The 26,674-nt window shown below is 47.6% G+C and carries 17 protein-coding genes; all 17 read left to right on the top strand.

Annotation, left to right across the window (positions count from 1 at the left end):
- The first annotated feature begins 345 nt into the window (after positions 1–345).
- The 17 genes from GXO76_11600 (at position 346) to GXO76_11520 (ending at position 26,486) form a co-directional block, all read left to right on the top strand.
- Positions 346–3,108 (top strand): TonB-dependent receptor, encoded by a 2,763-nt coding sequence (locus GXO76_11600; protein ID NOY78502.1) that lies wholly within the window; start codon positions 346–348, stop codon positions 3,106–3,108.
- Between the two features lie 294 nt (positions 3,109–3,402).
- A complete protein-coding gene (locus tag GXO76_11595; protein ID NOY78501.1) occupies positions 3,403–5,688 on the top strand; it encodes a DEAD/DEAH box helicase in 2,286 nt (761 codons plus the stop codon).
- Between the two features lie 563 nt (positions 5,689–6,251).
- Positions 6,252–8,687, top strand: coding sequence for a bifunctional YncE family protein/alkaline phosphatase family protein (locus tag GXO76_11590; GenBank protein ID NOY78500.1), 2,436 nt, complete (start codon positions 6,252–6,254; stop codon positions 8,685–8,687).
- Positions 8,688–8,745: 58 nt separating this feature from the next.
- Positions 8,746–10,941 carry a S9 family peptidase gene (locus GXO76_11585; protein NOY78499.1) on the top strand — a complete coding sequence of 732 codons (2,196 nt, stop codon included), beginning with the start codon at positions 8,746–8,748 and terminating at the stop codon, positions 10,939–10,941.
- A gap of 102 nt (positions 10,942–11,043) precedes the next feature.
- Positions 11,044–12,582 carry a hypothetical protein gene (locus tag GXO76_11580; protein ID NOY78498.1) on the top strand — a complete coding sequence of 513 codons (1,539 nt, stop codon included), beginning with the start codon at positions 11,044–11,046 and terminating at the stop codon, positions 12,580–12,582.
- 51 nt (positions 12,583–12,633) lie between these two features.
- Positions 12,634–13,878, top strand: coding sequence for a hypothetical protein (locus GXO76_11575; GenBank protein ID NOY78497.1), 1,245 nt, complete (start codon positions 12,634–12,636; stop codon positions 13,876–13,878).
- On the top strand, positions 13,875–14,291 hold the full coding sequence (locus tag GXO76_11570) for an RNA-binding S4 domain-containing protein (protein ID NOY78496.1): 417 nt from the start codon (positions 13,875–13,877) through the stop codon (positions 14,289–14,291). Before GXO76_11575 ends, GXO76_11570 begins: the two co-directional genes overlap by 4 nt.
- A gap of 3 nt (positions 14,292–14,294) precedes the next feature.
- The gene (locus GXO76_11565; GenBank protein ID NOY78495.1) at positions 14,295–16,076 is read left to right on the top strand and encodes a M61 family metallopeptidase; all 1,782 of its coding nucleotides are present in this window, start codon (positions 14,295–14,297) and stop codon (positions 16,074–16,076) included.
- 82 nt (positions 16,077–16,158) lie between these two features.
- Positions 16,159–17,967 (top strand): M61 family metallopeptidase, encoded by a 1,809-nt coding sequence (locus GXO76_11560; protein ID NOY78494.1) that lies wholly within the window; start codon positions 16,159–16,161, stop codon positions 17,965–17,967.
- 38 nt (positions 17,968–18,005) lie between these two features.
- Positions 18,006–19,265: an MFS transporter gene (locus tag GXO76_11555; protein NOY78493.1), complete on the top strand. Its 1,260-nt coding sequence runs from the start codon at positions 18,006–18,008 to the stop codon at positions 19,263–19,265.
- Positions 19,266–19,350: 85 nt separating this feature from the next.
- On the top strand, positions 19,351–19,827 hold the full coding sequence (locus GXO76_11550; GenBank protein NOY78492.1) for a 23S rRNA (pseudouridine(1915)-N(3))-methyltransferase RlmH: 477 nt from the start codon (positions 19,351–19,353) through the stop codon (positions 19,825–19,827).
- 167 nt (positions 19,828–19,994) lie between these two features.
- Positions 19,995–20,552, top strand: a complete 558-nt coding sequence (locus GXO76_11545) for a nitroreductase (GenBank protein ID NOY78491.1) — start codon at positions 19,995–19,997, stop codon at positions 20,550–20,552.
- Positions 20,549–21,292 carry an SDR family NAD(P)-dependent oxidoreductase gene (locus GXO76_11540; GenBank protein ID NOY78490.1) on the top strand — a complete coding sequence of 248 codons (744 nt, stop codon included), beginning with the start codon at positions 20,549–20,551 and terminating at the stop codon, positions 21,290–21,292. The genes GXO76_11545 and GXO76_11540 overlap by 4 nt, the downstream gene beginning before the upstream one ends.
- Before the next feature lie 13 nt (positions 21,293–21,305).
- Positions 21,306–21,989, top strand: coding sequence for a response regulator transcription factor (locus tag GXO76_11535; protein ID NOY78489.1), 684 nt, complete (start codon positions 21,306–21,308; stop codon positions 21,987–21,989).
- Entirely contained in the window at positions 21,986–23,401 is a 1,416-nt protein-coding gene (locus tag GXO76_11530) for a HAMP domain-containing protein (GenBank protein NOY78488.1), read from the top strand. The genes GXO76_11535 and GXO76_11530 overlap by 4 nt, the downstream gene beginning before the upstream one ends.
- Positions 23,402–23,751: 350 nt before the next feature.
- Positions 23,752–24,522, top strand: coding sequence for a phosphatase PAP2 family protein (locus GXO76_11525; GenBank protein ID NOY78487.1), 771 nt, complete (start codon positions 23,752–23,754; stop codon positions 24,520–24,522).
- 917 nt (positions 24,523–25,439) lie between these two features.
- A complete protein-coding gene (locus tag GXO76_11520) occupies positions 25,440–26,486 on the top strand; it encodes an efflux RND transporter periplasmic adaptor subunit (protein ID NOY78486.1) in 1,047 nt (348 codons plus the stop codon).
- Positions 26,487–26,674 lie beyond the last annotated feature (188 nt).

The following is a 26,674-nucleotide window of genomic DNA, read 5'->3' as shown; positions in this document are numbered from 1 at the left end:
CCCGTTCTGTTAGAAAATCTAACAAAAATCAAATAAATATTTAATTGTCATTTTTGCAAAAAGGTTTTATTTTAGATTTTGTAAATAATTTGCAACAGATGTTAAAAGAATGTAATTTTTTACTTGATTTTTTCAAAAATAGTTTTTAAAATGGAGATGTTTAGTTTCCAAAAATTCGGCTTTATGAGTATAGTGGAAAATGCCTTTGTTCTTTGACAATATCGAGTAAACATCACGTCTCGAATTATGAGGCGATTCGGGATGAAAAAACATCCCTGAAAATGGGTAGGAAGGTCCTATTTTAAAAGGCATTTTCGTAACTGAACACAAAAAGAGGAGTAGGCAATGAGGAAATTAGGTCGTTTGGGTATTATGTTGTTGTTGGTCATAGCGTTACCAGCCGCTCTTTTTGCCCAGAAAGGGGCGATTAAGGGCAAGGTTGTTGATGCAAAGACCGGACAGGCATTGCCTGGGGCAAATATTTTGATCGTGGGAACCACCATGGGAACCACATCCAATCAAAGCGGTGCCTTTGAAATTGGCAATCTCTTACCGGGCCGGTATACCCTGAAAGTCACCTACATTGGATATGTTACGACTACAAAAGATGTTCGGGTTCGTCCTGGTAAAACGACGCCGGTCAAATTTACATTGAGTCAAACAGTGATGCTGGCCAATGCCATTGAAGTGATTGCTGATCGAGCCAAGGAAAGAGAAACACCGGTTGCATTTACGGATATTCCAAAACAGGAATTGGAAGCACGTTTAGGTTCCCGTGATATTCCTTTGGTGTTGAATACAACGCCGAGTGTTTATGCAACCCAGCAGGGTGGTGGTGCTGGCGATGCCCGAATCAATATTCGTGGGTTTGATCAGAGAAATATCGCCATTATGATCAATGGTGTCCCGGTCAATGATATGGAAAATGGATGGGTGTACTGGTCCAACTGGGACGGTGTTTCGGATGCAACGGCATCCATTCAGGTCCAGCGTGGTCTGAGTGCTGTGAACCTGGCCACGGCTTCAATCGGTGGTACTATGAACATTATTACCGATCCTACCAAGCAGGAATTTGGCCTGCGCTACAAGCAGGAATTTGGCAGCGGCAATTTTCTGAAGGAAACGGTCTCGTTCAACAGCGGACTGATCAATGGCAAGTATGCATTTAATGCGTTGTTGGTTCGGAAAACGGGTGATGGCATCATAGACAAAACCTGGACGGATGCCTGGGCCTGGTATTTTGGCGCAAGCTGGAATGTGAACCAAAACAATCGGTTGGAACTCTACGCTCTGGGTGCCCCCCAACGGCATGGTAACAATTTTTACAAGCAAAACATTGCTGTTTATAGCAAGAGCTTTGCCGAAGGGTTGGCGGATTACGATACGGCTGCATTCAGCAAATATCATGAAGCCGGCCGTACGTTTAACCAGAACTGGGCACCGGTCAGCCCCTCTTACAAGGGAAAACAGATGTGGAATGGGCATATGACCGATCGTTACAACCCCAATTTTATTAACGAACGAGAAAACTTCTTCCACAAGCCCCAGGTCAATTTGAACTGGTACACGAAGCTGAATGAAAAACTGAATGTGTATTCCGTTTTCTACTATTCCGGTGGACATGGCGGCGGATCCGGGCCCCTTGGAAAATTAACGCGCATACCCTGGGTAGCGGGTCAGAAATGGTACAAAAGCGCCCCCTGGCGATGGGATTGGGATGCGACCATCGCAACCAATCGCGGCACCAATGGCGGCAAAAAAGAAAAATTCGAATCAATCGGCATTCTTCGTAACAGCCGCAACAATCAATGGACATTAGGCGCTATTTCAAAAGCCAATTATCGGATTTCTGATAATCTGAAAACTACGTTTGGAATCGATTGGAGAACCGCTCAAATCGAACATTATCGTGAGGTTCGAGATCTGTTGGGAGGAAACTTCTACATTGACAAATCCAATGAATACGATGATACCCCCCAAAAACAGAAAAAGACCTATGGCGATAAGATCGCTTACTTCAATACGAACACGGTGGATTGGTTTGGTACCTATGTTCAGAGTGAGTTCAAAACCAACTTAATGAGCGTTTACGGAATGGTCGGATATTCCATGATTAAATATGGATTTACAGATCATTTCAGAACATCCAAAACGCTTCCCGATGGGTCTCCAGACGTGAATAGTCCGGAATATAAATTAAAGTCCAATTGGATTACCGGAATCCAGACAAAAGGCGGTGCCAGCTATCGGTTAACCGAAAACATCGATTTCTACGGAAATGCCGGTTTTGTATCAAAGGTGCCCATTTTTGATAACGTGATTGATGACCGGACGGGCAGCATGGCCAATAATCCGAAAAATGAGAAATTCACGGATTTTGAAGCTGGTGTCAACGCCTATTTTATGAATCGAAAATTGTACACCAAAGCCGATGCCTATTATACCATCTGGAAAGATCGTGCCAAATCAATCGGTATCGTAAATCAGGATGGCAGTGAAGGTATCGTTTTCATCACCGGTATGAATGCCCTTCACAGTGGTGTGGAAATGGAAGGCGGTTTCCGGCCCATGTCGCTGTTTAGCTTAAGCGGTTCGTTTTCAATTGGAAACTGGAAGTTTACAGATGATGTAAAGGGTGTTTACAAGTCTTACGACAGACAGCAGCATACGGTCAGTTTGGATACGGTCAATTACTACGTAAAAGACCTGAAGGTGGGTGATGCGCCTCAAACGCAGTTTGCCTTTGTGGGTACGCTTTATCCCATTACCGGAATGCGCGCGCAGATTGTTTATCGGTATTATATGCGGAACTATTCCTATTGGGATCCCTTCAGCCGTACCAATCCAAAAGATCGCACACAAAGCTGGAGAGCACCCGACTACGGTGTTCTGGACATGCATTTCAGTTACAAATTACCCATTGCATTTAATGGCGTGAATATCCGTGTCTTCGCCCATGTGTACAATGTTTTGAATTCGCTGTACATTCAGGACGCAACGGACAACAGCCGCTACAATGCCTGGGATCATGACCACGACGCCGACGATGCGGAAGTCTTTTTTGGGCCGCCGCGTTTCGTCAATGCCGGCTTCAGCATTTCTTATTAGCTGAAATTTGATGTTACATCAAGCAAAAGCCCCCTGTTACGGGGGCTTTTGTTTTTTGAGAATCAAAATCTTTTCTCGCTGGAATCCGATAACATTCCTCTTGATTTTTTTGTCAGGAAGCCGTATTATTTAAAACAAGAATTTAGCGGGGCGAATTTGCAGCCGCTGAGATTCAAAAACCCGAAGTTATAAAAACGATAAACACGGGTACGATTCACAAAGCATTTATCTTATTTCCTTTTTGTGTCATTGTGGCCAGGTTTCATAAATGATGGGAAGTGGCATTTCTTAAAAATGATGGACTTTAAAAAGAAATCCATCCGGGACGTTTTGGATTTTTTAAAGAAAAATCCGAAATTTAGCCAAAACGTTACAGAATGGAAAATCCTGCCCGCGCAAAAGGGGGCCTATCGGGAATTTCCGGAGGATTTAAAACCGGAGCTTCGGCACATTCTGGAACAGCGCGGCATCCGTCAGCTCTATTCCCACCAATTCGACGCCTATTCTCGTGTCAGGCAGGGAAGGAATGTCGTAGTGGTCACGCCAACCGCATCCGGAAAAACCCTCTGCTACAATCTTCCCGTTATCCAAACGCTTCTGGAAAAACCAGACACCCGGGCACTTTATCTGTTTCCCACAAAAGCCCTTTCCCAGGATCAGGTCGTCGAGCTCAAGGAAATCGTGGACATCCTTCCGCAGGACATTAAGACCTACACGTTTGACGGCGATACCCCGGCCGATGCCCGTCGAACCATCCGTTCCTCCGGGCATATTGTGGTTACCAATCCCGATATGCTGCATCAGGGAATTCTGCCGCATCACACGCGCTGGATCAAATTATTTGAAAATCTTAGATTTGTTGTGCTTGACGAAATTCACAACTACCGGGGTGTGTTTGGCAGTCACATGGCCAACGTAATTCGCCGCTTAAAGCGCATCTGCGAATTTTACGGAACGCATCCCCAGTTTATTTGCAGCTCGGCGACGATTGCGAATCCCGGGGATCTGGCAAAGGCAATTCTGGAAGAACCCCTCGACGTCATTGACGAGAACGGGGCGCCCAGCGGAACCAAACACTTTATCTTTTACAATCCGCCTGTCGTGGACCAGAAACTGGGCATTCGGCGATCCGTCATAAACGAGACGAGCCGGTGGGCACAAACGTTTCTGCAGAATGGCATTCAAACCATCATTTTTGCCCGGAGCCGGCTTCGGGTAGAGGTGCTGGTGACGTATTTAAAAGAGGTCATGCGGCGGGCACGAAAATCTCCTGAGCTCATTCGGGGGTACCGCGGGGGATATCTGCCCACCCAGCGCCGACAAATTGAAAAGGCCCTGCGGGAGGGAACCATTTGGGGGGTGGTCAGCACAAATGCGCTGGAATTGGGGATTGACATCGGGCAGCTGGATGTGTGCATTATGGCCGGATATCCGGGAACCATTGCCAGTACCTGGCAGCAGGCAGGGCGGGCGGGACGCCGCCAGGGCCTTTCGGTGGCCCTGCTTATTGCCTCCAGCTCGCCGATGGATCAGTACATTATCAATCACCCGGAGTATTTTTTTGACCGACCGCCGGAGAGCGGCATCATCGATTCCAACAATCTGGTGATTTTGATGAGCCATCTCAAGTGTGCCGCGTTTGAATTGCCCTTCAAAAAGGACGAAAAATTTGGGCCGAATGCTGTGGTGGAAATTCTGGAGTATCTGGAAGAAAACGGCGTGCTGCACCGGGAAGAGGATCAGTTTTACTGGACAAGCGAAATTTACCCGGCAGAGGAGGTGAGCCTGCGGAGTGCCTCGCCGGAGAATTTTGTAATAATCGACACGACCAAAGAGAACCGCGTGATCGGCGAAATGGATTTGTTCAGTGCCCCGTTGCTGCTCCACGACGATGCCATCTACATCCACGAAAGCCGCCAGTACCATGTGGACAAACTGGATTGGGATCGCCGAAAGGCCTACGTGCACGAGGTGGATACCGACTACTACACGGATGCCCAGCTTAAGACCGACATTAAGGTTCTGGAAGTAACCGAGCAAAAAACAACGGCTGCCGGAGAAAAGGCGTGGGGAGAAGTGGCCGTTACAACCGTTCCGACCATGTTTAAGAAGATCAAATTTCACACCCACGAAAATTTGGGTTGGGGGAAAATTGAACTGCCCGAGCTGGAAATGCACACCACTTCTTATTGGTGGGTCTTTCCTCAGCGGTACGAAGAGCTGCTGCGGGAGGAAGGCCTGGATTTTGGGGAGGGACTGCATGGAATTTCAAATGTTCTGGCGAATGTGGCGCCGATCTACATTATGAGCGATCCGAAGGATATTCGTTCAGTGCCCATGGTGCGCGATCCGTTCAACAAGCGACCCACGGTGTATATTTACGACAATTACCCGGGCGGTGTGGGATTCAGCGAGAGGTTGTTTGAAATCCATTCGCAGCTGGTTCAGGCGTCTTACGGGTTGATCAGGAATTGCCCCTGTGAATCGGGGTGTCCCTCGTGTGTGGGGCCGGTGATGGAAATCGGGGAAAAGGGGAAGGCCAGCGCCCTGAGGATTCTGGAATTTGAATTGGGGAAATAAAAAAATCCCCACGAATGAACACGAATTATCACGAATGTATTTTGTAGGGCAATTCGCCGAATTACCCAATAAATGTTCAACCCCATTCGGGGTTGATTGGCAATGTTATTGTGGCAATTTCATTCTACAAATGTGAAACGCCTTCGGCGTTTTGGAATGGGGGGAAATTGGAAATTTTAGCATCCTGGATAAAATTTATTTTTCGTAGAAAAAGCCTCAATTAATAAACTATCATACAAATGCGCAAAGACAGGGGCAAGAACGGCAATTGTATTTGATGAGGCAAATTTTAAATTAAGGGGATAAAAAAATGTAATTTTCCCGAGTGTTTTTCAAATTAAAGAAACAGCGAAGCTGTTTCACATTTGTAGAGAGATAATTCACCCAGATTATCAGAACCCCGAAGGGGTTCAACAAAAATGATTGTTAAACCTCATTCCGGGTTATTCGGATATCAGGTTGGTTTCGTTCTACAAATGTGAAATGACTTCGGCCTAAAAAAGTCCCCGGCACTTCAAACGTGCCGGGGACCTAAATAATGAAAAAACTGAGGAGAGAAAAAAATGAAACGGCTTCGTGTGATAATTTTTATGGTACTGGGATTAGCTCTTTTGGGCCTGTTTTGTGCCAAAACACCCAAAGTGCAGTGGCCCGGAAAACTCAGTGACGGCTCCACACTGCTCCCCAACCGTTACAAACTCACGCCTGCCGGCGAGCAAATTCCGGTGGGGGACCTGCCGTTGAATATGGTTCTCAGTCCCGACGGAAAATTTTTGGCGGTTACCAATAACGGGCTTAGCCGGCAGTTTGTCTCCGTTATTGACGTTTCGGCGAAGAAACAAGTCCAAACGCTGCCTGTCAGAGCGTCCTTCTTTGGAATTAATTTCAGCGCGGATGGGAGCAAACTCTTTGTTTCCGGGGGAGGCTTCAACCGGATTTACATTTTTGCCCGAAGGGATTCCCAGTTTGTCCGTGCGGATTCCATCAATCTGACACCGGATCGAAAAACAGAGTGGTTTGTGACAGGACTGGTTCCGTCTCAGGACGGTAAAATTCTTTATGTGGCGACCAAAACCGCCAAAAAACTGCTGAAAGTGGCCGTCCCCGAAAAGAAGATCGTGAAAGAATTGGATTTTGACCATTTCCTTTATGATATCCTTTTCAATGAAGATCATTCCAAACTTTACGTCTCGGTTTGGGGTGGAAAGGCCGTTGCTGTCGTGAATCCGAAAACACTGAAGCTCCTGAAGATGATTCCCGTGGGAGACCATCCCAACAAAATGACGCTTTCAAGCGACGGGCGCCTGTTTGTCGCCAATGCCAATACAGACAATGTTTCGGTCATCGACACGAATACGGATTCCGTTATTGAAACCATTTCCGTAAAACCCTACAAAAATGCCCTGAACGGAACCACTCCCAACGGACTGGCCATTACATCCGATTCAAAAACGCTTTTTGTGGCCAATGCGGATAATAACGATGTGACTGTTGTTGATGTCTCGTATCCCGGGCATTCGAAGGTGTTGGGACTCATTCCGGCCGGGTGGTATCCCACGGCGGTGTCTCTTTCCAAAGACGACCACACGTTGTTTATCGCCAATGGAAAAGGAATTACGTCGAAAGCCAATCCCAAAGGTCCCCAGCCGACAATGAAAAAGTATGCCAGGAATGTTCAATATATTGGGGGACTGCTCTGGGGAACGGTCTCCGTGGTCGGGATTCCGGATTCCGTTCAGTTGGCGGCGTTTACCCAACAGGTTCAAAAAAATAACGGCTGGAATCAGATTCAGAAACCGGCTGCCAAAAAACAGACCGCGGAAGCCCATGCCATTCCGCGGCGTGTGGGAGAGCCCTCGCCCATTAAACACGTGGTTTACATCATTAAGGAGAATCGAACCTACGACCAGGTTTTCGGGGATTTGGCTCAGGGGAACGGTGATTCGTCTTTGGTTTTGTTCGGCCGAAAGATTTCGCCCAATCACCACAAAATTGTGGAAGAATTTACTCTTTTCGACAATTTTTACGTGGATGCCGAAGTCAGTGCCGATGGTCACGAGTGGTCGACCGCGGCAATCGCAACGGATTTTGTTGAAAAAACCTGGCCCACGACCTATTCCGGGAGAGGCCGGGGCTATCCCTCCGAAGGAAATTACAAGATTGCCTTTCCGACGATCGGATACATCTGGGACATGGCGGCACGAAAAGGCATTTCTTACCGGAGCTACGCCGAATTCATCAAGGCACCGCCCGACACGGCTGAGGACGCCTACACCAACATGAAGAATCTGGAGGGCCATTTTGATCCCCGATTTCGGCCCTGGGATCTGGATTATCTGGACATTTGGCGTGCAAAAGAATTTATTCGCGAATTGCACGAATACGAAAAAACAGGCGATTGGCCCAATTTGATGATTATGCGCCTGCCCAATGATCACACGTACGGGACGCGCCCCGGAAAACACACGCCCCGTTCGATGATGGCCGACAATGATCTGGCTCTTGGCATGGTAGTGGATGCCATTTCGCACAGCAAATTCTGGAAAGAAACCGCCATTTTCGTTCTTGAAGATGACGCTCAAAATGGCCCCGACCACATCGATGCCCACCGTTCGGTGCTGCTGGTGGCCTCGCCCTACACGCGCAGGGGATTTGTGGATCACAACATGTACGATACGGCCAGTGTGCTGAAAACCATCGAGTTGATTCTGGGAATGCCTCCTATGAGCCAGTACGATGCGGCAGCGTTTCCGCTGATTCCGGCTTTTCAGGATAAACCGGACTTTACCCCGTATACGCACCTGAAAAACACGTGGCCGCTGGACAAGGTCAATCTCAAAACCGCCTATGGAGCAGGGATGTCCCTGGCCATGAACTTTTCCGAAGAGGATGAGGCTCCCGAACAGGAATTGAATGAAATCCTGTGGAAATCCATTAAGGGGGTCCATTCCAGGATGCCGGAAATCAAACACGCACGCTACAGCCAGTTATTCAATTAGAAGACTATGGGGTTAATTTTCATTGTCAGAAAAACCGTGAACGAAGGAGTGTGGATCGATGCGTTATTCGGGTAGAATTCTTTATCGATTGTTTTTTCCGCTGTTTATCCTTTTCCTGACCGGGAGTTATCAAACAAAACTCTTTTCGCAGGAAAAACTCACCGTCGAAAAAATCTACAAGAGCCATGATTTCAGCGGAAAATCCATCAGTCAGATTCAGTGGACTCCGGATAAAAAGGCGTTTACCTATTTAACAACCAACGCCAAAACAGGTGATCTGGAAATCTGGCGTTACGCCCTCAAATCGGGCAAACAAAAATTGATTCTTTCATCAAAGGATGTCCCCCAGCTTCATCCATCGGTTCGGGAAAAGCGATTTTTATTGCCCAGCTATTACCTTTCACCCGATGGGAAAGATATCCTGTTACCCAGTTCCAATGACTTGTTTTTGTACAACTTAAAGAACAAACGTATTTCCCAGTTGACGAATGACGCGGAAAATGAACGGGATCCGCGTTTTTCTCCCGATGGGAAAATGATTGCCTTTCTGAAACATCACAACTTGTGGGTTCTCAATCTTTCGGACGGGAGTCTTAAGCAATTGACCATTAGCGGTCAGGAACACGTGTTTATCGGCCGCTTTGATTGGGTGTACGAAGAAGAATTCGGGATTCGAACGGGATTCTTTTGGTCCCCGGACAGCAAAAAGATTGCTTTTTTTAGGGTCGATGAGCGTCCCGAACCCAAATTTCCGATCGTGGATTTTATTCCTCTCCACAATACGGTTGAATGGGAGCGGTATCCGAATCCCGGAGATGCAAACGCCATTGTGGATATCGGGGTTGTTGCAGTTGGTTCAAAAAAAATCGTTTGGATGGATACCGGAAAGGGTAACGATCACTACATCCCCCGAATCAAATGGCTTCCGAACAGCCGGCAACTGGCCGTCCAGCGATTGAACCGCCTGCAAAATCGGTTGGAGGTTTTATTGGCCGATGTGAAAGATGGTCACTCACTGGTGATTTTAACGGAATCTCGTTCCGATGGGTGGATCAATGTCAATCACGACTGGAGGTTTTTAGACCGCGGGCACTATTTTCTGTGGTCGTCAAACCGGTCAGGATACACGCATCTTTATCTTTACAATTGGAAGGGGAAAGAGATCCGCCAGATTACCCGCGGCAAGTGGGACGTAACCGGGCTGGTTGCTCTCAATCAAAAGAAAAAGTGGGTCTATTTTATGGCCGATAAAGACAGTCCATTGGGGCGCCAGTTCTACAAAATTAAATGGGATGGAACGGATCTTTTGAAATTGTCCAGGCGCCCGGGAATGCATTCCGTAACGGCGTCGCCGGACGCGAAGTATTTTTTGGATTCTTTTTCAAATGTGAAGACGCCTCCGCAGCTGCTTTTGCGGAATGCCTCCGGAAAACGGATTCGAATCATCAACAGCGGGAGAATCCCGGCGCTTCGTAAATACCGGTTTGCCACGCCCAAATTTTTTCAGATAACGCTCTACGATACGCTCAAACTGAACGCGTATATGATCAAACCCCTTGATTTTGATTCGACCAAAAAATATCCCGTGCTCATTTACACGTACGGAGGGCCGGGGTCTCAAACCGTTACCAATTCCTGGCGGAACGGCTGGGGTAACCTCTGGCACCAGATGATGGTTCAGAAGGGCTACATTGTGTTTAGTGTGGACAATCGGGGAACCGGTGCCAGGGGAGCAGCCTTTCAATTTTTGGTGTACAAGAATATCGGCGGCCACAGCGTGGACGATCAAATTGCCGCAGCGAAATATCTGAGCACGTTGTCGTACGTCGATCCCAACCGAATCGGCATCTGGGGATGGAGCGGCGGCGGCTACATGACGATTATGTGCATGCTCAAGGGCGCAGACGTTTTTCATACCGGGGTAGCCGTGGCGCCGGTGACGGATTTTCGTAATTACGATTCCATCTGGACGGAGCGGTACATGCAGACACCGAAATTGAATCCCGAGGGCTACGACAAGAGTTCCGCGCTCAAATATGCCGGAAATCTAAAGGGGAACTTGTTGATTCTGCACGGTCTGTCGGATGATAACGTACATTTTGCCAACACCGTACAATTGATTAAAAAATTTCAAGACTTGCAAAAACCCTTTGATATGATGGTTTTTCCGCGCAAACGGCACTCCATTCGCGGAGCCGATGCCCGGATTTTCCTTTTCCGAAAAATGACGGATTATTTCTTAAAAAATCTGTAACCCTTGTTTTGAATCACCGGACGTGAAGACGCTGGAAGGCACGTTTTTTCAGCCGTGACGTCTTTGTGGAAAATTTCACATCCAAAATAATGGGAAGGGCGAATGGAAAAGTCAACGTACCGCTGGATTGTTTGGGAAGATTTGAATGCGTTTTTCGGGCTTATGCTGGACAATGTGACCAACTTGGTTATGCTGACGGGAATTCTGGTGGGGGTGTTTCACTATCCCGTGAAAATTGTTTTTGAACGGATGATTCCGGGAACGGCTCTGGGTGTTTTGTTTGGTGATCTGGTGTACACCTGGATGGCCGTAAAGCTGGCCAAAAAAACGGGCAAAACCGACGTTACCGCGATGCCCCTGGGATTGGACACGCCATCGACCATTGGCATTGCGTTTGCCGTTCTGGGCCCGGTTTACGTGGCCACAAAGGACGCCATGCTCACCTGGTATGTCGGAATGGCCACTATGATTATCATCGGATTGATTAAGGTGTTCTTTTCCTTTTTTGGCGGTTGGATTCAAAAAATTGTTCCACAGGCCGGTTTACTGGGGTCTCTGGCGGGAATCGGTGTGGCCCTGCTGGCCTTTTTGCCGCTCATTGATGTGTTCAAAATGCCGATTGTGGGATTGGTTTCCCTGGGAATCATCATTTACACCATTGTAGCCAATAATAAATTTCCCGGAAACATACCCGCTGTTCTGGCGGCAGTGACCCTTGGAACAATCGTGTATTACATCCTCGGGCCCCTTCACCTGCTGGGGGCACCCTTTAAAACACCGGAAATGGCGCTTCACCTGGCCTGGCCCATTCCGACCCTGGGTTTCTTAAAGGGAATGAGTGCAGCGGTACCGTACATTCCCATTGCCATTCCGTTTGGAATTTTGACCATTGTCGGAGGAATTAATGTCACGGAAAGCGCTCGTGTTGCCGGGGATGATTACAACACCCGCGACATTTTACTGACAGAAGCCGTTGCCACGCTCATTGCCGGATTTTTCGGGGGCGTAGCCCAGTCGACACCTTACATCGGACACCCGGCTTACAAAGAAATGGGGGGGCGCGCCGGATACACGCTATTGACCGGTTTGTTCATTGGAATCGGTGGAATTTTGGGTTACATTTCTTTTATTGTGGATTTACTGCCGGTGGCGGCTGTGGCGCCCATTCTGATTTTTATCGGATTGGTCATTATTGCCCAGGCCTTTCAGGTGTGTCCCGATCGCCATGCCCCGGCCGTGGGTTTCGCCTTCCTGCCCATTGTAGCCGATCTGGTTCTCATTGAAATGGGAAGCATGCTGGGTGTTCTTGGGGGCGATATTTCGAAACTTCCGGCGGATCTGGCCAGTACGTACCAGGTGATTATGGTGCTGGGACACGGATTTATCTTAACCGGAATGCTGTGGGGCGCCATCATGGCTCTTGTAATTGATCACAAGCTCAAAGAAGCCATCTGGTATCTGATTGTAACGGCCGGGCTCACGCTGTTCGGTGTGATTCATTCGATCATGCCCAACGGCGATATTTACCTGCCCTGGCTCACGGGAAAGACCACCCCGTATCTCTTTGCAACGGCCTATCTGGCGTTTGCAGGAATCTTGTTATTGATGAAAATAGCGGAGAAGAAAGCGGCTGTCGATTAAAGAATGGCTGTGAATGCGCGAATGAAAAATGATTGTCTTGCAGAGGTGTAGGTGAATCTAAAGGATAAACTGAGTCAACTGGACCGGCAGACCCGCCCCGGACGTTTGGGGCAGGCCGGATTGGCTAAATTTTCAGAAATTCGGAATTTACCCGAAGGAGAAGAAATAGCCTCGCCGGAAGGGGTGTTTTATCGCATTCGGAAGTCCTATGACCCAACCTATTTGCACGGCAATCAGGCCCTGGCCAGGATTTGCAGGCGGTCTCTTTCATCCGCGCGATTTATTCTCAGACAAATGGAATACGTCCCCTCATCCCCTGAAAATCTTTTGTTTCTGGATACGGAAACAACGGGACTTTCCGGCGGGGTTGGGACAATGGCTTTTCTTGTGGGTGTCGGGTATTTTAGGGATGATTCGTTCATCATCGAACAGCTCTTTGCGCGCGATTTTCGGGAGGAGCGAGCCGCTCTCATTTACCTAAAAGAATTAACCCGGCCCTTTACGGTGCTCGTTTCGTTTAACGGGAAATCCTTCGATTGGCCGCTCCTGGTAAACCGCTGGATTTTTAACCGAATCGCCCAACCGGATCATTTAAAAGGTCATCTGGATTTACTGTACCTGAGCCGGCGTTTGTGGCGCCGGACCATCGGAGATTGTACACTCGGTAATATTGAACGAAAAATTTTGGCTGTGCACCGCCAGGGGGATGTGCCGGGGTATCTGGTGCCGCAATTGTATTTTGAATTTCTTCGATCACGGGATGCCGCTCAGCTCCGGAAGGTCTTTCATCACAATCGATTGGACATCCTTTCACTGGTCACGCTTTTGAGTTTGCAATTGGATATTCTGGATGGACAGGCGCCGGATGTTTTGGTTGATCACGTATCTCTGGGAAAGCTTTTCCTTCAAATCAAAGAAGAGGCGTTGTCTCTTTCGTATCTGGAAAACAATCACGAAAAAATCCGGCAGAGCGATTTTTTACAGGAAGTCAATCTTTTTTTGGCCAGGCTCTACAAACGGCAAGGGGAACGTGGAAAAGCCAGGAGTTTGTGGAATGCGATCATTGCCACCGGGCAGTTCCAACTGGAGGCCTACGAGGAACTGGCCAAGTGCTACGAGCACGTCGATCGGGATTACGAAAGTGCGCTACAGGTGTGTCTCGCGGCAAAGGAGCGTGTCCGGCTTTTGGAAAGCATCGGGCGCTCTCCCATTTCAACCGCTGAAAAAGCGGGCCTGGAACATCGGATCAATCGATTGGAAAAAAAGCTGATTTCAAAAAGAAAGACAGAATTGTGAAAACGAAAGAACCCACGGAGCGTTCGCCGGAAAGCCAGATGCGCCTGGACAAATGGCTGAAGGTTGCCCGTATTTTCAAAACCCGCAGTCAGGCATCGGAAGCCTGTGAGCAGCGCCGGGTCAAGGTCAACGGACAGACGGTGAAACCCGCAAAAGCGGTTCGGGTAGGGGATGAGGTCACCATCCGATTTGGTAAACGCTTTCGCACGCTTCACATTCAGGAGATTACGCAAAGGAGTTTACCGGCTGCCCGTGCAAGGGAATTGTACCGCGAAGAAAAGCCGGAATTATCGGAAGAAAGTCTTGAAATGCTTGAACTGATCAAAAAACTGGATCGAAAATTTCGACCGAAAAGCAAAGGACGCCCGACCAAAAAAGAGCGGCGGCAACTGGAAAAATTGAGAGGATTTTGATTGATGAAACGAATTTTTATTATTTTGTGGGTGTTGCTTGTAAGTGTTCCCGGGGTCAGAGGACAGTCTGTTCGGTATGACGTGTTTCTGGATTCTCCGGAAACACATTTCTTCCGCGTGGAAATGACCATTCAAAACGCGCCCGCGGAGGACACACTGAAGGTGGCCATTCCGGCCTGGTGCTGTTTGTACCAGATTCGGGATTTTGCCCAATATGTTCAAATGGTTCAGGCAAAAGACCGGCAAAACAGAGCCCTGCCTATTCAAAAGAGCGATAAACAAACGTGGATGATTTCAACAGAAAAAAGCTCAATTCTAAAGGTATCTTACCGGGTTTTTGGAAACGATTTGAGTCCGTTTGGAACGCAATTGAATTCCAAACACGCCTTTATCAACCCCGCTCTCATTTTGTTTTACGTGGTTCAGGGTCGGGACTGGCCCGTCACAGTGGTTTACCACAAGCCGAAGGACTGGAGAATTTTGACGGCTGCTCAAAAGGTCAAGACGAAAGAGAATGCCTTCCGCGCAAATTCCTACGACGAATTGGTTGATAATCCGGTCGAAATCGGGCGGTTTGAAAAACTGTCCTTTCAATCCGATGGGGCAACCTACGACGTGGGTTTTTATGATTACCATAACGAATTCAGCCTCAATAAATTCAAAGAAATGCTTAAACGAATTGTTCACGCTGAAACCATCAGTTTAATGCACGATGTCCCGTTTAAACGCTACGTTTTCATCTTTCAAATTGTGGATTCCTACGGCAGTGGAATGGAACACGCCAATTCCTGTGTGATCAGTTTTAACCGCCAACGGGCCGCCGCCGATGTATTTGATCTCACCAGCCTTATTGCTCACGAGTTCTTTCATGTGTGGAATGTCAAGCGCATCAAACCGAAAAATCTTTTTCGATACGATTGGACAAAAGAAAACTACACGCGCGCCCTCTGGTTTGCGGAAGGCGGAACCTGCTACTATGCGGCGCTCGTGCGGAAACGGGCGGGATTTTGGAATCGGCAACAGCTACTGGATCACTTTGCGGAACGGATTACACAGGAAGAAAATGACCCGGGGAGAAAAATTGAAAGCCCCGAGATGGCCAGCTTTAATGCCTGGTTTGAAAAATATCCCTGGTATGTGCGACCGGAAAACAGTATTTCGTACTATCGGTCCGGCGAAATCCTTTCGCTTTTGCTGGATTTGAAAATGCGGGTGGACACAAAAAATCGGTTTAGTCTGGATGATGTGCTTCGGGTGATGAATGGCTTTTTCGCCAAACGACATATTCCCTACAACGACAGTCAGGACATTTTGGCCGTCATAAACAGTCTCACCGGAAAGGATTACAGTGATTTTTTTAAGAAATACGTATCCGGTACGGAACGGCCTCCTTATGAGACCATTTTTCGGGCAGCCGGTCTGGATTTTAAAAAGGAGACAGAGACTGTTCCGGATCTCGGATTCACCGCCGAACGCAATTTTGATCAACCCTTTGTGGTGACCACAGTTGAAACGGGAAGCCCGGCACAGAAAGCGGGTTTGGACGTAAATGATCGGGTTTTGGAAGTTAATGGCAAACCCACCGGACTGTATATTGAGGATTCTTTTAAAGGATTGAAAGCAGGGGATCGGGTGGTCTTGCGGATCAAACGGGGTAACAAAGAGCAAAATATTGCGTACAAAATTGGGATGAAATCAAAAAAACAGTACGTGATCACGGCAGGGAAAAGGCTTTCGGCTTTTCAAGATGAGCTGTTAAACCAGTGGTTTGCAGGAAAACCTTAATGTCTCGGGATTAACCGAATCCCCGCGATAAACCTTTGGATCGGCCCCAATTTATTGGGTGGAAAAAATACAGGAGGGAAAGATGTTACGAAAGAGCAGTCGTGTTTTACGCATCCTTTTGTTGATTGGACTGGCTTTTCTTTTTGCAGAAAATGCCGCAAGCCAGGGGTTTTATTACAATGGTTTTGAAACCCGTTACGAATTGAGCGTTCATCCCGGGGATGTGCAGTATTTTTACGTTACGATTCACGTAGCCCAAAATGATGCGCCACGGCTGGTTTTTTCCATGCCGGCCTGGATACCCGGCGGCTACATGCTTGGGAACTTTGCCCGGCGGGTAAGGGGTTTTAGCGCGAAAAATGGTAAGGGCGAGGCACTAAAATTCCAAAAAATTGATCCGAATTCCTGGGAGGTTCAAACCAACGGCTGCCCCAAACTGGACATCTCGTACAAGGTGGATGTGGCGCACGGTGCCTTTATGGGGAAGGCCATCGACAAAAACTACGCGCTGGTTAACGGGCCCTCCACGTACATGTACATTCGGGGGCACAAATCCGATCCGGTTACGGTGTTCTACAACATTCCTTCCGACTGGAAAATTGCCACCGGGCTGGAAGAGGCTCCCGTTTCGCGCACCTTTACCGCTCCCAATTACGATGTTTTTGCAGATGCACCGGCACTGCTCGGGAAATTTAAGCAGTTCCGTTTTGAGGTGAAGGGGGTACCGCATATTGTGGCTATCAACGGTCCCGTCACATTCGACACGGACGCCTTTCTGCGGATGGTGAAAAAAATTGTCACCTATGAAACCCAGGGAATTTATCAGGACATTCCCTACAAGAAATATGTGTTTATTTACACCATTTACCCGGGAATGCGGGGCGGCGGGGGGCTTGAACATCTGAATTCAACCACTATCGGTCTTTCCGGTGCCCGCTTGAAAATGGACATCAACAGCGGGGCAGACGTGACCGCACATGAATTTTTTCACGTGTGGAATGTCAAACGGATTCACCCCGAGGTGCTGGGCCCCTTTGATTATTCAAAAGATGTCCGAACAAAATCGCTTTGGGTTTGTGAGGGGATCACCAGCTATTATGCCGATTTAACCCTGGCCCGAACCGGCATCTGGGGAGAGGAAAAATTTCTTAAAAATCAGGCAAAAATGATTTCCGAGCTGCAATCCAATCCGGATCGTCTGAAGACCAGTGCGGAAATGGCCAGCTGGAAAATCTGGGAAACCGGTTACGGGGGATCGGGCATTTCATTCTACACCAAGGGGCAGATTCTGGGCATGCTGTTGGATTTAAAGATCCGCCACCTCACCAACAACCAGCGTTCCCTGGATGATGTGATGCGGTTTCTCAACCAGTGGTTTGCAAAATGGGGGGTGGGGTACAAGGATTCTGACATCCTTCGAGCGGTGAATGCCGTGACAAACAAGGACTTTCGGGAATTCTTTGAAAGATATGTCAGCGGCACGGTGGAATTGCCTTACAATAAAATACTGGCCTATGCAGGCCTGAAGCCGGTCTTTACGAAGAAAACCGTTCCCTACATCGGGAAGGTGGCCTTTTTCGGTCCCAAGAATCGCGTGTTTGCCGTCGATTCGGAAAGTCCCGTGGGAAAAGCGGGTTTGATGAAAGAGGATCATCTTCTAAAAATGGACGGCAAAACGATTAAAAATCGGAAAGATTTCACGAAAATATTGAATTCGAAAAAGCCCGGCGATTCAATTAAACTGATTGTTGAAAGGGCAGGGAAAAAACTGACCCTGTTGGTTCCCGTACAACCCCGGGAAAAGGTGACCTGTACGATTGAAAAGGTGGCTTCCCCAACCCCCGAACAACTCATGATGCGAAAAACCTGGCTTCACGGTGAAAGCGATTGAGAGGGTTTGTCCCATGGACTTAAATTTTGTGATGACGCGTGATTGATCTTCTTAAGAAGGAAGCCTTCAAAGCCCGGACGCTGTTCAGGAAATACGATCGGAGGGTCTGGTATTTATTCTTAACCCGTATTTTTATTTCCATGGGATTTGGCATTGTCATTCCTTTTCTGAGTGTGTACCTCTACTCGGAATTGGGTGTTCCCATGAAAGTTGTGGGGACGATTTTCCTGTTTGCAGCGGCCACGCGTGCGGTGATGCAGCTTTTTGGCGGGGAACTTTCCGATCGGTTTGGCAGACGAAAAATCATGCTCTGGGCGATGGGAGGACGGGCAGTCACCTTTTTTCTGCTGTCGCTGGCCATTCTGTATGCGCAATATCTGATGCTCATTCTGCTGGCGGTGGTTCTCTCGTACGGCTTTGGCGCCATGTTTATGCCCTCTGCCGATGCCATGATTGCCGATCTGGTGACCGATCAGGATCGAATCGAGGCATACGGAATTCAGCGCATTGGATTAAATGCCGGATGGGCCATCGGACCGGCCATTGGCGGATTTCTGGCGTCCATTTCGTACTTCTGGCTTTTTTTCCTGACGGCCATTCTTTTCGTCATTGGCTACGGAATTATTCACGTCTACGTGGGGGAATCGAATTCTGAGCGCAGGAAAGAATCGTCCCGCATGCGGTTGAAGGGATTGCTTTCCATTCGAAACAACCGGGATTTTTTGGTCTTTAGCTTTTATGCCCTTCTTATCTTTTCAATCATGACTCAGATTGTGTCCACACTTTCCGTTTATGCGGTCAGTGAAATGGGATTGTCGAAAGTCCATCTGGGGTTTTTGTACACCATTAATGGAATCATCATCATTTTTCTGCAATTCCCCGGGATTTCACTCATAAAGAAGGTGAAGTTAACCACCGCACTTGCGGGCGGTGCTTTACTGGTGGCGGCCGGGTATGTGGTGATTATGTTTGCCAATCATTTCCTTGGAATTGCTCTGGCCATTGTACTGTTAACCTTTGGCGAAATCTTTATTACACCGGCAGGAACCACATTGACCTCCAATTGGGCTCCCCCGGTAGAAAGGGGACGCTACTTGGGCGTCTATGGGCTTTTTCAATCCTTTGGACGGTCCTTTGGCCCTTTTTATGGCGGCTTTTTACTGGATGCACTCATTCACGATCCCGCCCTTCTGTGGGGAATCATTGCGGCTATTGGTTTGGTCAGCGCGCTGGGATTTTTCTCCCTTCAGTGGAAAATCCCCCAAAAAGTCAACAGCCTCACCGTGAAACCGGTGTGAGGGTTGCGATGACCGGATTAAAATGAAAAAAGGAATATAAAGTTACCTTTCAAAATCGATTTTTTACCTGATTGGAGCTTTTGACGTGGCATTTAGGCTTCGTATTCTTTCTCCGGGAAAAACCAAGAAGAAATACCTGCAGGAAGGCATTGCGGAATATCTGAAGAGATTGTCCCATTACGTTCCGATTGAATGGATTCCGGTGACGGCCAGACTTCAGAAGCAGAATCTTCCCATCGAACGCATTTTGGACAAGGAGGCCGAAGCCTTCACGAAATATCTGAAAAGCGGTCATTTTCTGATTGTCCTGGATGCCAAAGGGAAAATGCGTTCATCTGAAGATTTTGCGGAGTTTTTGCGGATAAAGCGAGATGCGGGTGTTCCGGGCATTGATTTTCTCATTGGCGGCGAGTGGGGTATTTCGGAAAAGATCAAAAATCGGGCAGATGAGTTTCTGTCCCTTTCACGAATGACATTTACACATGATTTAACCCGGTTGATTTTACTGGAGCAGATTTACCGGGCATTTACCATCATAAAGAATGAGAATTATCACAAATAAACCCAATTTTTGCCGGAATTGGGAAAATGCAAGGATTCCCGCTCAATAGGGAGGATCCGGCAATGGGTAGCTGCAAGACTCGCAAGACTTGTTTTGTTGTATTTTTTGTCACCTGTTTTCGAATTTTTAATTAGAAAAGGAGAACCCTCGTGTCCTTACAACCGTTAATGATTATGGAATTCCTGAAAAACCGATGGAGTCCCAATTACTTTTTGGACCAATCAATCGATCAGGAAACCCTTCGGATGCTTTTTGAAGCGGCCCGCTGGGCTCCGTCAAGCTACAATGAACAGCCCTGGTTCTTTATCGTGGCCCGGAAAGATGAACCGGAAGAATTTGAGAAACTCCTGTCGCTGCTGGCTCCGGGAAATGCAAAATGGGCAAAAACAGCGGGAGCCCTGGTACTTTCTGTGGCGAAATTGACTTTCGATCACAATGGAAAACCCAACCGGCACGCCTATCACGATGTGGGAATGGCGGTGGAAAATTTAATTTTACAGGCGCTCGGTGCCAATATTTACGCCCATCAAATGGGGGGATTTTCCATCTCCAGGGCGAGGGAAATTTTTCATCTTCCCGATTCGGTCGATCCCGTTGCCGTGATCGCATTGGGTTACATTAAAGATCAGGAAACACCTGTTAATCGATCGCGAAAACCGTTGGAAGGGTTTGTTTTTAAAGGGAAATGGGGAATCCCAAACTTTGAATTAAAGGTACCGGAATGAAAATTACACTTCAAGACAAAGTTATTGCCGTCACAGGCGCCTCCAGTGGAATTGGTGCCGCCCTTTCTGTAGAATTGGCCAAAGAGGGGGCAAAAGTGGCCCTGATCGGGCGAAACCTGAACAGACTGGATGCAACAAAGAACAAGATACTGCCGTTTACGCAGGATGTGTCCACACATGTTTGCGATGTGACCCAACGGGAACAGGTCAAAGGGACGGTTGCCGTTATTGCCAAAAAATACGGCCGAATTGACGGACTGGTTTATTCGTCAGGAATCGGCCTGCCCACATTTTATTACAATTTTGAGAGTGCTCCCATCGAAAGCATTCACAGAACCAATTTTTTGGGAATGCTCTACTGGATCGAACAGGTCGCCCCGATGATGAAGGAACAAAAATCGGGTTTTATTGTGGGCCTGTCCAGTTTGGCGGCTCATTTAAGCAGCAAACGAACCACAGGCTACACCTCCAGTAAAGCCGCGGTAAGCAATTTTTTGGATGGAGCCAGAAAAGGATTTCGAAAATACGGCATTCACGTCTTAACCGTTGAACCCGGCTACGTAAAAACCCCGATGACGGCTGACAACGAGAAAATGATTTTTCCGATGGACGTGGACAAAGCGGCCCGGCTGATTTTAAAAGCCATCAAAAAAGGAAAATCGGTGTATCGATTTCCAAAGATCATGGCCTTTTTCGTGAGAGTGTATGAATGTCTGCCGACATTTATTAAAACGCGTTGATTGGTTTTGACAAATGAGAGTTCTGGTTGTTGAAGATGAAAAAGCCCTCGCCGGGCGCATTCGGGATGTTCTGGAAAATAACGGCTACACGGTGGACATGGCCTTCGACGGTGCAAGCGGACGGGACCAGGCCCTGTTGAACGAACACGATTTACTGGTTCTCGATATTCTTCTTCCTAAATTGAGCGGAATTCAGGTCCTTCAGGAAATCCGCTCGGCTGGACTCACCCTGCCGGTCCTGCTTCTTACGGCCAAGAATACCGTGGATGACAAGGTTGCAGGTCTGGATGCCGGCGCCGACGACTATCTGACCAAGCCCTTTGCCGTTCCGGAACTCCTGGCACGCATCCGATCCCTTTTGCGCCGGTCCAGTCTGGAAAAACAATCCCTGTTGCAGGCCGATGATCTCACGGTGGATACGGCCACACATGAGGTGCGCCGCGGCGGCCACTTACTTAACCTCACGGCCCGGGAATACGCCATCCTGGAATTTCTGCTCTACAATAAAAATCGCGTCGTATCCCGATTGTCCATTGCCGAACACGTGTGGGGCGACCACTTTGATCTTTTTACCATGACCAATTTTGTGGATGTGCACATCAAAAATTTGCGCAAAAAAATCGGGGATACCCCCGATCGGCGGTTGATTCACACGGTACGGGGCATTGGCTACCGGATGAAGGATGAAAATAAATGAAAATTGGCTATCGTTTTGCCGGCCTGTATTTTGGTGTCACGCTGGTGATCTTACTGATTTTCAGCCTCAGTGTCTACTGGGGCATGCAGCGCATTTTGCTGACCACGCTGGACGAAAATTTGCATTTTGTCGTAAATTCTATCGAAAATAATTACGATCCTTCAAAGCGTGAATTTGAATATATGGAAGCGGAACCGGAAAAGGCCGATCCTTTTCTGGAATATTATCTGGTGATTTACAACCTTTCCGGAAAACCGATTTACAAATCAGCCATTGCCCAAAAAGTGCATCTGGCCATTCCATTGAGTCGGGAAAATTCCACCGAAGGATTTACCACCCGAATTACCGTAAAGGAGGCGGTTCAGTGGGTTCATCCCGATCGCGGGGGAGAGATTACCTTTCGAGCCTTTAATCGCAAAATATATTACAAGAATCATCAAATTGGATGGGTAACCATCGCGCGACCGATTGAAGAGGTGGACGAATCGTTAAACAAATTGGCCCTTGTTTTTTCAATTGCGATTTTGGGAACCGTCCTTCTCATTGGTCTCGGATCCTATTTCATCACCAGAAGAGTGCTCTCCCCGATCACGCTCATTACCCGGAAAGCCAATCAAATCAGTCACACGAATCTCAATGAACGCATTGAGGGTGTTCAATCGAACGATGAACTGGGTGCCTTGGCCAATACCCTGAACGGACTTCTGGATCGCCTGCAGAAGGCCTTTGAGAGTCAACAACGGTTTTTGGCGGACGCCGCCCACGAATTGAAAACGCCGCTGGCGGTTCTCCGGGCCCATTGGGAAGAGGAACTCAACAACGCCGGGCTCCAGGCGGATTTAAGGGAAAAGTTGGCTCACGATGTGGAGCTGTTATCCCGCCTGAATCACCTGATTAACAGTCTGCTTCTTCTCTCGAAAACGGAGAATGTCTCCGCTGAATTTTCATTTGAGCCCGTTAACCTGGCCGATCTCCTCAATGAGGTCGTTTCGGATGCGTCTGTTCTGGCTGCAGCCAAAAAACAAACCCTTGAAATAGGGCGCCTTGATTCACAAGTTATTCTGGGCGATCGGGATCGATTGTACCAGATGGTTTTCAATATTGTTGAAAATGCTGTAAAATACACGCCCGAAGGGGGGCAGATTAAGATCGAAGCCCAGCAAAAAAACGGTCGTGTGGAGATTTCTGTAACGGATAACGGCCCCGGCATTCCTGCGGAGGATGTACCGCACCTGTTTGACCGGTTTTACCGGGTGAAAAAGGATCGCTCGCGGGAAACCGGCGGAAGCGGCCTGGGCTTGGCGATCAGCCAACTGATCGCCAGAATTCACGGCGGAACGATCACCGTGACAAGTGAGGTGGGAAAGGGAAGTCGATTTGAGATAACTTTGAAAGCGGAAGAGAACGCATAACAAGGTTCCAAGTGAATTAGGAATTTATTCCGGGTCTGTTTAGCCTGAAAAATTCATTGGCCACAAAGTCACGAAAATACAAAGGCAGAATAAAAAAAAGATAAATATTCATTGAAACTGGAAACGATTTAAAACACACTGAGTATTAAGTAGCTAATTATTTTGATGATAGTGACCTTCGTGATTGGGAGTCTTTGTGGCAACAATTTATGAATAAGGCAGGTCAGAGCAGATCACTACAAAAAAGCGGGAAGTCCCCTCTAATAAGAGGGGATTTAGGGGTGTGTTATTTTTGGAGTTAAACGTTTCATTGAGAGCCGCCCATGAGTAGAAAATTGATTGGAAGAAACATGTTAGGACGAAAAAATCGGTGCCTGGTCAATTCGTTTGTGTTTGTCTTTTGTTTGTTTTTGTCAACGAATGCTTCAGCCAAAGTGCCCTCTGTGGATCCCCATCTTTCTCTCTTTCAACCGTCCATTATCAAAAGTGATACAAAAGATTTTTTGACCGTGGGAAAATCAATTGCGTGTGCCCCGCTTCAGTTTCACCGCAATCAGTGGATTGAACTAAGCGGAATTGTCGCAACAACGGGTTTGCTGTTTCAATTGGATTCCGCTGTCAGAAAATTTGCGCTCGATCGTCAAAACCCGACGAATGATTTTATATTCAATGCCGACCACTTCTACGGAAACGGATTTACCGTTCTGGGGGTGATGGGCCTGTACGGGACGGGGTATTTGCTGAAAAATGACAAAATTCGACTCCTGGGATTGCATGCGGCAGAAGCTGGCGGCTACGCAGGTGCAATCACAGTTGCGCTGAAAATATGGCTTGGCCGAAGACGTCCCTACGGGGGCGACACTCCGTTCTATTTTAAACCCTTCCAGGTGAATAATCTCTACAACTCACTTCCCAGCGGTCACACGACAATGGCCTTTGCGATTTCAACGGTGCTGGCAAAATCCTCGTCCAATCGCCTCTGGAAGGCGTTCTGGTACTCGGCAGCGACCCTGGTGGCGGCCTCACGGGTTTACCATAATCAGCACTGGGTGTCCGATGTCTTTTTGGGTGCCGCCATTGGGTACAGTGTGGGACGCTTTGTGATCCATTTGAATCCCTGATTTTTGCTGCCCAGAAATCCTGTTCGGACAAAAAATTACTTTCCAATCAAGAGATTGCTCCCCAAAGTCCTTTCCCACGAATTTCACGAATTTTCCCGAATTGATTTTATTAAAATTAATAGGCATCATTTGTACAATTCACGATTTTTAGAGGCTGTGCAAGAATGAAGTTGTTAACCTATCATTCCTACGGGACTTCTTAATTGTTCTTTTTTATTAGCTACAAACCTATTGTCCCTACGGGACTGTGTTTGTTGCTGTTAATTAAAGAGTAACCAATCCATGTATGGGAGCGCCGTTAGGTGCGAAATGTTTGTAGTGAATAGGATGTTCCATTACCATAAGTGCCGTAGGTACGAAAGGTTAACAGATTGAAATGGTGGGATTATTCAAAATTTAGTACTCGTTAAATTGACGGAAATTACCTGCCCGTGGGTTCCAGGGAATGATATGATCTGCGGTATTTTTACACAGCCTCTTTAGAATGAACGCCATCAATTTTGTTCAAAAAAAATCTCATTTCTTCATCAAATCTTCATTTTTGATTCCTACCTTTTAACCTGAATAAATCATTAGCCACCAAGTCACGAAAACACAAAGGTGTCTTAAAAAAGGTTCTACTTGGATTTTTGTGGAAAAAATAATCTTTTTTTAATGGAACCCGGTCTTTTGAACCCAGCCCTGACTCCCCTCCCTGATTTCAGGGAGGGGGCCGGAGGGAGGGTCCGGAATGGACTGATTTTACTAAATATTTAAAAAATGAGACGTTACACAATGTTCATTTAGACATAAGAAGGCAGGTTTTCCCTTTCAGTGTTTTTGTTGATATTTTTTGAAATCCATGAATAATGCAAGCTAAGTAAAAATAACCCCGAATTACACGAATTGTAAATTCACGAAAAAGGAAAAAAATAACCATGCGTGTTGCTCAATTTTTGGGTTTGCTTTTGCTTGCTGTAACCCTCGGGTGCAGGGCAAAGCAGGAAGCCCCGCAGGAACGACACCTGCCGGTTCAAACAGTCCGGGTGACACAGGCTGTTTTTTATCGCACGTACAGGGGTTACGGAAAGATTCAAAGCAGCCAGGCCACGGATTTGGTGGCGCACTTTGACGGAATCATTCGCCTGAACCTGAAAAGAAATAACCATTATACGAAAGGGGAGTGGATTTTTACCCTATCCGGGCCCTCGATCGATCAAAAAACGATTGAACTTCAGGCAAATCTGAAAGCGGCTGAAGAGCAATTCCGATTGGCAAAAATGAAGCTTCAACGGAGGGCGCCGCTCAACAAACAAGAGCTTTTGTCAAAGGAACACTGGCAGGAATTACAGGCGGATGTTTATCTGGCCAAACAATCCCTTAAAAAGGCAAAAAGCGACTGGAATTTTTTCAGAACCATGACCCGTTACCTCGCGCCATACGAAGGAACGGTTTCCGGTTTGGCCGTCTCCCAAGGCGATTACATCCGGGCGGGGACGCCGGTGGCTCACTTTTTGGGCGTTTCCCGGCTAAAGCTGGTGGCCAATTTTTTTGGAGATCCCACTTTTTTGAAGAAATCTCGGAAAGTCACGGTTGTTTTAAATGATTCATTACGCGCAACCGGGCGGGTGATTTTCCAGTCGCGGGCGGTAGAGGCGGAAACGGGCGGACACCAGCTCTGGATTGAATTGGATTCTCTAAAGAGTGGGCTGGTTCCCGACATGTTTGTTAAATTCCGTCTGCAGTTTGACGGGCATCGTGCGCCGGCCGTTCCGGAAGAGGCGTTGGTGAGGGAGGGGAGTCGCTATTTTGTGGTGGTTCGAAAAAAGGGTGTTTACAAAAACCAGCCGGTAAAAATTGGTAAAAGGAATGGGGCTTTTCGTGAATTGATTCAGGGCCCACCGGTAGGGACGTGGATCGTAATCACAGGCGCATTTGAGTATTTTTACAAAAATCTGGGAAAGACGATGAATGTGGCTGATTGAGGGGATGTTGATTGGACGGTTTACTATTTGGAAATTAAAAATTGGATATTGATTATTGGTTATTCAAATTGCTCTCCGTTCGCCTCGATACGTTCCGCTTGTGCTGAACACTCGGCGACCGGTGGTTTTCTTTGCATCATGGTGCTTTTGCGGTGAGTTATTTGTTTTGTCAAAAAGGACATCCCCCT

This window comes from Calditrichota bacterium, assembly GCA_013151735.1.
In the GTDB taxonomy this organism is placed as follows: Bacteria; Zhuqueibacterota; JdFR-76; order JdFR-76; family BMS3Abin05; genus BMS3Abin05.
The sequence above is the reverse complement of the archived record's forward strand: the minus strand, read 5'-3'. Positions and strand labels throughout refer to the sequence as shown.

Coding starts and splice junctions, on each gene's coding strand:
- GXO76_11600 (NOY78502.1), top strand. CDS start 346: ATGAGGAAATTAGGTCGTTTGGGTATTATGTTGTTGTTGGTCATAGCG.
- GXO76_11595 (NOY78501.1), top strand. CDS start 3,403: ATGATGGACTTTAAAAAGAAATCCATCCGGGACGTTTTGGATTTTTTA.
- GXO76_11590 (NOY78500.1), top strand. CDS start 6,252: ATGAAACGGCTTCGTGTGATAATTTTTATGGTACTGGGATTAGCTCTT.
- GXO76_11585 (NOY78499.1), top strand. CDS start 8,746: ATGCGTTATTCGGGTAGAATTCTTTATCGATTGTTTTTTCCGCTGTTT.
- GXO76_11580 (NOY78498.1), top strand. CDS start 11,044: ATGGAAAAGTCAACGTACCGCTGGATTGTTTGGGAAGATTTGAATGCG.
- GXO76_11565 (NOY78495.1), top strand. CDS start 14,295: ATGAAACGAATTTTTATTATTTTGTGGGTGTTGCTTGTAAGTGTTCCC.
- GXO76_11560 (NOY78494.1), top strand. CDS start 16,159: ATGTTACGAAAGAGCAGTCGTGTTTTACGCATCCTTTTGTTGATTGGA.
- GXO76_11545 (NOY78491.1), top strand. CDS start 19,995: ATGATTATGGAATTCCTGAAAAACCGATGGAGTCCCAATTACTTTTTG.
- GXO76_11540 (NOY78490.1), top strand. CDS start 20,549: ATGAAAATTACACTTCAAGACAAAGTTATTGCCGTCACAGGCGCCTCC.
- GXO76_11535 (NOY78489.1), top strand. CDS start 21,306: ATGAGAGTTCTGGTTGTTGAAGATGAAAAAGCCCTCGCCGGGCGCATT.
- GXO76_11530 (NOY78488.1), top strand. CDS start 21,986: ATGAAAATTGGCTATCGTTTTGCCGGCCTGTATTTTGGTGTCACGCTG.
- GXO76_11525 (NOY78487.1), top strand. CDS start 23,752: ATGTTAGGACGAAAAAATCGGTGCCTGGTCAATTCGTTTGTGTTTGTC.
- GXO76_11520 (NOY78486.1), top strand. CDS start 25,440: ATGCGTGTTGCTCAATTTTTGGGTTTGCTTTTGCTTGCTGTAACCCTC.